Annotated in this window: 9 protein-coding genes; 6 read left to right on the plus strand and 3 right to left on the minus strand. The window is 62.5% G+C overall.

Going from position 1 to position 8,551, the window contains the following annotated elements; translation table 11 throughout:
* Positions 1-661, plus strand: a 661-nt coding sequence (locus F1542_RS13860) for an iron ABC transporter permease (protein ID WP_193733544.1), incomplete at its 5' end; no start/stop codon positions are given.
* Positions 658-1,404 carry an ABC transporter ATP-binding protein gene (locus F1542_RS13865; RefSeq protein ID WP_193733545.1) on the plus strand — a complete coding sequence of 249 codons (747 nt, stop codon included), beginning with the start codon at positions 658-660 and terminating at the stop codon, positions 1,402-1,404. The genes F1542_RS13860 and F1542_RS13865, both read left to right, overlap by 4 nt.
* 97 nt (positions 1,405-1,501) lie before the next feature.
* On the opposite strand, the gene F1542_RS13870 is transcribed toward F1542_RS13865, so the two are convergent.
* The 3 genes from F1542_RS13870 to F1542_RS13880 all read right to left on the minus strand — a co-directional run bounded on the left by F1542_RS13870 (position 1,502) and on the right by F1542_RS13880 (position 4,634).
* The gene (locus F1542_RS13870; protein ID WP_193733546.1) at positions 1,502-1,804 is read right to left on the minus strand and encodes a hypothetical protein; all 303 of its coding nucleotides are present in this window, start codon (positions 1,802-1,804) and stop codon (positions 1,502-1,504) included.
* Between the two features lie 157 nt (positions 1,805-1,961).
* Positions 1,962-3,824, minus strand: a complete 1,863-nt coding sequence (locus tag F1542_RS13875) for a hypothetical protein (RefSeq protein WP_193733547.1) — start codon at positions 3,822-3,824, stop codon at positions 1,962-1,964.
* 165 nt (positions 3,825-3,989) lie between these two features.
* Positions 3,990-4,634 carry a class I SAM-dependent methyltransferase gene (locus F1542_RS13880; RefSeq protein WP_193733548.1) on the minus strand — a complete coding sequence of 215 codons (645 nt, stop codon included), beginning with the start codon at positions 4,632-4,634 and terminating at the stop codon, positions 3,990-3,992.
* Positions 4,635-4,723: 89 nt separating this feature from the next.
* Between F1542_RS13880 and F1542_RS13885 the strand changes: the two genes are divergently transcribed.
* From F1542_RS13885 to ftsY, 4 genes are all read left to right on the plus strand, one after another.
* A complete protein-coding gene (locus F1542_RS13885) occupies positions 4,724-5,125 on the plus strand; it encodes a VOC family protein (protein WP_193733549.1) in 402 nt (133 codons plus the stop codon).
* A 73-nt stretch (positions 5,126-5,198) separates the two neighbouring features.
* Positions 5,199-6,023, plus strand: a complete 825-nt coding sequence (gene dapF, locus F1542_RS13890) for a diaminopimelate epimerase (protein WP_193733550.1) — start codon at positions 5,199-5,201, stop codon at positions 6,021-6,023.
* Entirely contained in the window at positions 6,020-7,267 is a 1,248-nt protein-coding gene (mtaB, locus tag F1542_RS13895) for a tRNA (N(6)-L-threonylcarbamoyladenosine(37)-C(2))-methylthiotransferase MtaB (protein ID WP_193733551.1), read from the plus strand. Before dapF ends, mtaB begins: the two co-directional genes overlap by 4 nt.
* Position 7,268: 1 nt before the next feature.
* Positions 7,269-8,273 (plus strand): signal recognition particle-docking protein FtsY, encoded by a 1,005-nt coding sequence (gene ftsY, locus F1542_RS13900; RefSeq protein WP_193733552.1) that lies wholly within the window; start codon positions 7,269-7,271, stop codon positions 8,271-8,273.
* Positions 8,274-8,551: the final 278 nt, after the last annotated feature.

Below are 8,551 nucleotides of genomic sequence, written 5' to 3' on the forward strand. Positions count from 1 at the left end.
GCCCGGTGTGGCGGCCCTGTCCTTCCTTGGCGGTGTGGCGGCGGTGGCGTTCGGGGTAGGGGTGGCGCAGATGTTTGATGCGACATCCATGCTGATGCTGATATTCGGCGGTCTGATCAGTTCGGCGCTGTTTACCGCGCTGCTGTCGCTGCTCAAATACGTGGCGGACCCGCAGAACCAGTTGCCCGATATCGTATTCTGGCTGCTGGGCAGCCTGACGCAGGTGACACCGCAGGCGCTGGGCGTATTGGTGGGGCCGGTTGTGGTGGGGATCGTGCTGCTGTCGGCCTGTGGGCGGCTGCTGGACGGGCTGGCCATGGGGGATGAGGAAGCGCGCACGCTGGGCATACCGGTCATGGCGCTGCGATACGGGGTGATTGGCGGGGCCACGGTGCTGGCGGCCATGACGGTCGCGGTCGCGGGCATGATTGGCTGGGTCGGGCTGGTGGTGCCCCATGTCGCGCGCCTGCTGGTCGGGCCATGCAACATGCGCGTGCTGCCGGTCAGCGCCTGCGTCGGCGCGATGTTCCTGCTGGTGTGTGATGATCTGGCGCGCACCCTGTCGGCGGAGGAAATACCCGTGGGCCTGATTGCCGACCTGCTGGGGGTGGTGGTGTTTGTCGCGGTGCTGCCGCTGTTGCGGCGCGGATGGCGGGCATGAACGGGGACAGCGCCATTCTGCGGGTGGACCATGCGGGTTTTCACCGGGGACATCGCACGGTGCTGCATGATGTCTCGCTGGATATCCGCACGGGTGAGATGACCGCCCTGCTGGGGCCGAATGGCGCGGGCAAAACCACACTGCTGCGCCTGCTGCTGGGGCTGGTGCGCCCGGATTCAGGGCAGGTCTGGCTGGATGGCCGACCCATGACGGACTGGTCCCGGCGGGACGTCGCGCGCCGCATCGCCTATGTGCCACAGGGGCATGTGCCGCTGTTTCCCTATAGTGTGCGTGATATCGTTGGCATGGGACGACTGGCGGAAACGCCGTTTGCCCCCACGCTGCATGAACGCGACCGGGCGGCGGTGGCGCATGCGCTGGCGCAACTGTCGATCACCCATCTTGCCGCGCGGCCCTATACTGAACTGTCCGGTGGAGAACGGCAGGCCGTGCTGCTGGCCCGCGCGCTGGCGCAGGGGGGACAGATCCTGATTCTGGATGAACCGGAAACCGGTCTTGATTACGGACAGAAACAGCGGCTGTACGCCCTGCTGCGCAGCCTGTCGGCACAGGGCCGCGCCATTGTCGCCACCACGCATGACCCGGTTCAGGCTGCTGGCATATTTGACCGGGCCATCCTGCTGCGCCATGGCCGGGTCATGGCGGATGGACCGGCTGCATCCCTGCTGGCGCCGCCCATGCTGGACCAGCTTTACGCGCCACAGGATCAGGAAAAGAACTGAAGAAAGTTTTTGGTGAAGCTTTTTTCAAAAAGCTTTGGAAAACGCCGCTTTTTTGGAAATAGGCGGCACCCAAAAACTTTTACTTTCAAGCAGGCTTTTAGCGACCATACGGGTTCGTATCGACACGCACGGCCTTGCCGGTGCGGTCATAATACAGGACAGCGGTGCCGCGTCTTTCCGCATAGCCGTCCGGCTCCCCCGACGGGGTCCAGAACAGCAGGCGGTTCAGGTCCGGCTGTTCCTTGATCCTGTCACCCGGCGGGATATAGCGGTACTGGCTGTAATCCATGTGCAGCCGCGGCAGCGGCGGCTTCTTGGAAAGCTGGTGCATGGAAAAATGACGCTGCGAGGCCTCACCGGGGTCTTCGTTGCCAGCGTCGGCATGTCCCCCGTCGGCCATTGCCACACCTGGCATGACAGGGGCACATAATACGCCCAGCAGAACCAAGTGCCGTAACCTGATTGACATGAGTGCTGGCCTTTCCATCATCCCTGATTGCGGGCCACCATCCTCCTTTTCCATGCCTGACGCAATATCCCGCACCAGAAGGGATGGGTTACTGGAATGGCAGGTAACGGAAGTCAAAGAAGATTTCGCTCAGGCTGGTTGTCGGCGCGCCACCCATGCCACCCCATGTATGCACCCGCGAATAGGCCAGCTGCGTGCCCGCCTGCACCGTGCCGTACTGACCGTGGATGAAGCGGTACCATGCGCCGATGGTGAATTCCTCCACCGAACGGATATTGGCGATGCAGGCTTCTGATCCTTCGGTTTCGCAGCCGGTGTTGTTCGCTAGCGGGTTGCCATAGCCATAGGCCGTGCCATCCGAATCAAAATAGCTGCGACCCGAACGCTGCATGCCGAAATAGCCATACACGTCCAGCACCTTGTTCGGGTGCGCGATCACGCCCGCGGTGGTCTGCGCGCTGGACAGCAGGGCCGGCGCGCCATTGGCCCGCAGCGTGGCGTCAGGCAGCAGGACCGAGCCGTAGCGGCCGATGCCCCGGCCCGCCAGTCCCGCCAGCCGCACTTCCAGCCGGTGCGGAATGACCGGCAGGATCATCGACCCGCCCGCACCCCATGCGATGGCGGTATGGTTTTCGCCTACGCCATTGATGACGGAACGGTCGTGGGGGAAATGCAGCAGTCCCTCGATTTCGTAATGGCCCCATGTCGGGTCCCACGCCAACTTGCCGATGATGTCGGGGGCGATTTCGTTGGAATAGTTGGTGGTGTTGCTGCTCAGCCCCACGCCGTTGGAACCGACCTTGGCATAGTTGCCGCTGTTGCCAGGCAGGCGGTATTCCCCGTTGTTCAGGTCATCGCCAAAGCCGGTGGTGTCATAGATTGTCGCAGGATTTTCGATCGAGAAACCCGTCCATACACGATGGTTCATGAAATCCTTGACCACACGCAGCTGCCACTGCCGCGACCATGTCTGCCCCGCGAGGATGGAGGATTCGATCGTTTCGGGAAGGCTTTCCTGTCGGGGCACGATACCCACGCGGTCAGGCGTCAGCATGGTCCAGGCCTGACCGATCAGGAAATGCATGTTGGCGCGCGAATCATCCAGCGTCAGGTAAGCCTGCCGCAGCCGGGGCACGTAGGAATTGCTTTCATACGGGTTGGTGGTTTCGGCACTGGCGCCAAAATCCGTTTCCACAAACCCCGCCACCGTCAGGTGCGGGTTAAGCTGTCCCCGCGCCATGAGCGAGAAGCGGGAATACCGGGCATCACCATTGAAGTTGGTGGTGTGGAAATTCGAACTGTTGCGGAAGGGAATGGCGTTCCAGTAATTGAAGATGCCAGACGAAACCTGCCGGTTTTCCACCAGTGCCGCCGCATCGAAGAAACCGCCAAGGATGATCGATACGGGGCCAAGGTGGAACACCTTGCTGCCCAGTGCGCCCGCCGACTGCGCACCCACCGTTTCGCGGTTGTGCGGGCCGACATTGTTGTTGGCCATGTGGGAAATCAGGTCTTCCTCACGATGCGCCACAACCGATTCATAGGTCGGCTGGTCGCCCAGTTCGGATACCGGGTCGGAATGACCGCCGATACGCGGGCGCGCCATGGGGTCGATCCCCGCCGTCTGGGATGGTGTGGCGGTGTGGCCTTCCGTCGGCGTCCAGCCGCCGCGTACATGCCCGCCCGATCCCGTGACCTCCAGCGGGTGGCCGCCATGGGCTGCGGTGCCACCCATCTGGGCGCGGTGCTGGATGATCTGCTGGCGCATGGCCTGCAGGCTTTTCTGGAGCGCCATCTGCTGCTGTTGCAGCTGCTCCATCTGGCGTTCCATGATATCCAGCGATTCTGGATCTTCATCAGCCCAGACGGGCAGGGGGGCCAGAACGGAACACACCAGCAGCATGTGCGACAGACGCACATGCCGGGTTATGGAAAAGGACGGAATCCGCATGTATTGCCAGGGGGCCCCAAATCAGGTTTCACAGAATATATGTCAAAACATTTCCAGATAAAGGGGTAAATGATAATTTCTTTTAATATTGTCCCGGCCTGCAGGCCTGATGCTGTGTATCAGGATGATGATATAACGGCGCAGGGTCATATTATTGATCTAATGTTACAAAATGTCAGGACGGCGGGCCGTCATGGCATGAACGGCGTCATGCCAGAACAGGTCTTCCGGCGCGGGGGTGACGTTGCCATTGTCCACCGGGCCAAAACCGGCGCGCTGCAGCAGGACTGACAGCATGCGGCGGCGATCCCCCTCATCCAGTGCCTGCCACAGGGCGGTGGCCTTCTGCGGGATGAATCGGTCGCCAAATGTAATGACGATCAGGCCGCCGGGTTGCAGCACGCGGGCAATGTCGCGAAAAACCTGCGCTGGCTGGCGCAGATAGGGCACGACATCGCACAAAAGGGCCGCATCCATGCTTTCATCCGCCAGTGGCAGGTCAGGCGTTTCGTTTATGTCTTCCACCACGCGGTCGGTCAGGCGCGGATTGCTGTCCAGCGCCTGCGTGTTGACGCCTATGCCGATCACGCTGTCGAATTCCATGTCGGGCGGCAGGTGACTGTCCGGTCCGGCCATGAGGTCGAGGATATTGCCATCTTCGGGCAGCAGCGTGCGGTACAGCGCGGTAATGGCTGTAAGCGCCCCCCGGTCCAGCATGGGTCCGGCCGGCCTGCGGGAATAGAATGCCGTATCGGATTCAGCCGAGGCGACTGTGAAGGAATGCGGGTGGAACCCGTGCAGGTCGTTCATGAATGTGCCAGACAGTACGGAAGTAACAACGCCATGTGCGGTTGGCGTATTATCACGCGCCCTGCCGTAGGGAACAGGAGAAAAGCAGAATGGCCCGTATGATCCATTCGATGATCCGCGTGCGTGATGAAGCCGCGAGCCTTGCATTCTATGATACGGCTTTCGGCCTGAAGGTGGCCGACCGGCTTGTTTTTGATACCTTCACCCTTATCTACCTGTCCAATGACGAACAGACGTTCGAACTGGAACTGACCGTCAACCACGACCGCACCACGCCCTATGACCTTGGCGATGGTTATGGCCATCTGGCGGTATCGGTCGCGGATGTGGACGCGGAACATGCCCGTCTTGCGGCTGCGGGCCTGTCACCGCTGGCGATCAGGGACATGTCGTGCGGGGAGCGGTTCGTGGGACGGTTCTTCTTCATTACCGACCCGGATGGCTACAGGATTGAAGTCTTGCAGCGCGGCCGGCCGGGGCGTTTTCTCTGATCGGGCTTGCAAGGCCGGGCGCGGGGTGCCATCCCGCTCGCATATATGGATGGGTTGGCCCTATACAGGACGGATGATGACCGGTTTTCTCAAGATGCACGGGCTGGGCAATGACTTTGTGGTGGTGGATGAACGTATCCACCGCCATGACCTGACACCTGCCCGCATTGCCGCATTATCCGACCGCCATACCGGCATCGGCTGTGATCAGTTCGTGACCCTGCGCCCCGCCTGTGCGCAGGGCGCGGACGTGTTCGTACGCTTTTTCAACGCCGATGGTACGGAATCGGGGGCGTGCGGCAATGCCTCGCGCTGTATTGCCGACCTTGTGGCGCACGAGACGGGGCAGGATCGTGTGGGGCTACAGACCCGCGCGGGCGTGCTGCACGCCACCATTATCCGCCCCGGTCTGGTTACGGTGGATATGGGTACACCCGCGCAGGACTGGGCGGATGTGCCGCTGGCAAAAGCGATGGACACGCTGCATCTGCCCATCGCGGGCGATCCGGCGGCCGTGTCCATGGGCAATCCGCATGCGACCTTTTTCATGCCTGCTGCCGATGCCGTGGACCCATGCGTGGCCGGGCCGGAACTGGAACATCACCCCCTGTTCCCTGAACGCGCCAATATCGGTTTCGCCCATGTCACGGGCCGGGACGCCATGCGGCTGCGGGTTTGGGAACGTGGCAGCGGCCTGACGCGGGCCTGCGGGTCGGGTGCATGTGCCGCCGTGGTCAATGCCGTGCGGCGCGGACTGGTGGAGCGGACCTGCACGGTAATGATGGATGGCGGCGAACTGACCATTACCTGGCGTGAAAACGACGGGCATGTGCTGATGACAGGCCCCGCGAAAACCAGTTTCACCGGCACGTTCAACCCGGAAGACTACCCCCGATGAAGAAGCCGGAAATCCTGACCTTCGGCTGTCGCCTCAACACATATGAAAGCGAGGTGATGCGCAACCACGCCGCCGGACTGGATAATGTGGTGATCGTGAACACCTGCGCGGTGACGGGGGAGGCCGAGCGCCAGGCCCGGCAGGCCGTGCGCCGCGCCCACCGCGCGCGGCCCGATGCGCGTATCGTGGTCACCGGCTGCGCCGCCCAGATCGATCCCGACCGCTGGGCGGCCCTGCCCGGCGTGACCCGCGTGCTGGGCAACCGCGAAAAACTGGATGCCGCAAGCTGGAGCGAGATGGCATTGGGTCAGGGCAATGCCGTGTCCGACATCATGGCAGCACAGGAGACCGCGCCGCATCTGGTGACCGAATTCGCCGGTCGTACCCGTGCGTTTGTGGAGGTGCAGCAGGGCTGTGACCACCGCTGCACCTTCTGCATCATTCCCTTCGGGCGCGGGCCGTCGCGTTCGGTGCCGGTGGGCGTGGTCGTGGAACAGGTGCGTGCGCTGGTGCGCTCAGGCTACCGGGAAGTGGTGCTGACGGGCGTGGACATTACCTCATGGGGCGATGACCTGCCGGGCAGGCCCCCGCTTGGGCAGTTATGCCGCAGGCTGCTGGCGCTGGTACCGGAACTGGAGCGGCTGCGCCTGTCCTCGGTCGATCCGGTGGAGATCGATGAGGACATATGGAAGCTGCTGGAAAACGAGCCGCGCTTCATGCCCTACCTGCACCTGTCGCTGCAGGCGGGGAGTGACATCATCCTCAAGCGCATGAAGCGCCGCCACCTGACGGCGGATGCGCAGGCGGTGGTAGCGCGGGCGCGGGCGCTGCGGCCCGATATCGGGATCGGGGCGGACATCATCGCCGGTTTCCCGACCGAGGATGAGGCGTTGTTCGAACAGACACTCGATTTCGTGCGTGCGAATGCCCTGCCTTATCTGCACGTCTTTCCTTATAGTGAGCGCCCGGGCACACCGGCGGCCCGCATGCCGGCCATTGCCGTGCCACAACGCAAGGAGCGCGCGGCCCGCCTGCGCGCCGCGGGCGCACGGGCAGCGCGTGATTTCCATGCACGCCTGATGGGCCGCACGCTGCGGGTACTGATGGAAACGGACACGGCGGGACATAGCGAGGAATTCGCCCCGGTAAGGCTGGTGGATGGCGCGGTGTCCGTGGCTGGACGCATTGAAACGGTGCGCCCGGTGGCGGTTGACGATAACGGACTGGTTGCGGAAATTCTCTGATATGGCACTTGGTTTCTTCTCACGTCTCAAGGCGGGGCTGTCGCGCTCCACCCAGAAACTCAGCGGTGGCCTGAGCGCCGTTTTCACCCGGCGCAAGCTGGATGACCAGGCGCTGGAGGATCTGGAGGACCTGCTGATCTCCGCCGACCTTGGCCCGAGTGTGGCGGAAAAGGTCATTGAATCTTTCCGCCGTTCCAAGTTTGGCAAGGAAGTGACGGATGAGGAAGTGCGTCAGGCGCTGGCGGAAGAAATCGCCACCATCCTCCAGCCCGTCGCCATACCGTTTGAACCCGATCCCAGGCACAAGCCGCATGTGGTGCTGGTTGTTGGCGTGAACGGCACCGGCAAGACCACCACCATCGGCAAGATGGCGCGTTTCTATGGTGAACAGGGCAAGAAGGTGATGATGGTCGCGGGCGATACCTTCCGCGCCGCCGCCGTCGAGCAGTTGCAGGTATGGGGCGAGCGCACGGGTGCCCCCGTCATCGCGGGCAAGCCCAATGCCGATGCGGCGGGACTGGCGTTCGAGGCCCTCAAGCGCGCCACGGCGGAAAAGGCCGACCTACTGCTGGTCGACACGGCGGGCCGCCTGCACAACAAGAGTGCGCTGATGGAGGAACTGGCCAAGATCATCCGCGTCATGCGCAAGTTTGACGAAACTGCACCCCATTCCGTGCTGCTGGTGCTGGACGCCACTACGGGGCAGAACGCGGTGGAACAGGTGCGGGTGTTCAAGGAACTGGTCAATGTAACCGGACTGGTCGTGACCAAGCTGGACGGTTCGGCCCGCGGCGGGATCGTGGTGGCGCTGGCCGATGCGTTCGGGCTGCCGGTGCATCTGGTGGGCGTGGGCGAACAGGCCGATGACCTGCGTCCGTTCTCCGCCGAAGCCTTTGCCAAAGGGCTGGTTGGCGACTCGATCAAGGTTATTGAACGTGATGATGAAACCATCGCCGCAGATGGCGAGGGAGCAGACGAACCACAGGAACATCCGCCGCAGGTCTGAACCTGGCCCTTAAGCCACGGGGTCAGGCATGCCAGAAGTTGGCTGTCGGATAGACGCTTTTTCTGTCCTGTGAACAGTTAACGCCGGGCTGCCGATATTGGATTGTAGAGGATAAATTCGCGTGACAGCCGATCTGGCCGGGATTTGCAGGCTACTGGGTCAATTTACAGGCAGGGATCTGACCCGGACGCTTTCCCGGATTGAAGGCGACATGGACGGCATGACTGTCGATAATTGCATGGACTTTCTGGAAGGGGCCGGGGTAGGGCGGGAAGTAC

The sequence above is a fragment of the Komagataeibacter sp. FXV3 genome (genome assembly GCF_015155755.1).
GTDB lineage: Bacteria > Pseudomonadota > Alphaproteobacteria > Acetobacterales > Acetobacteraceae > Komagataeibacter.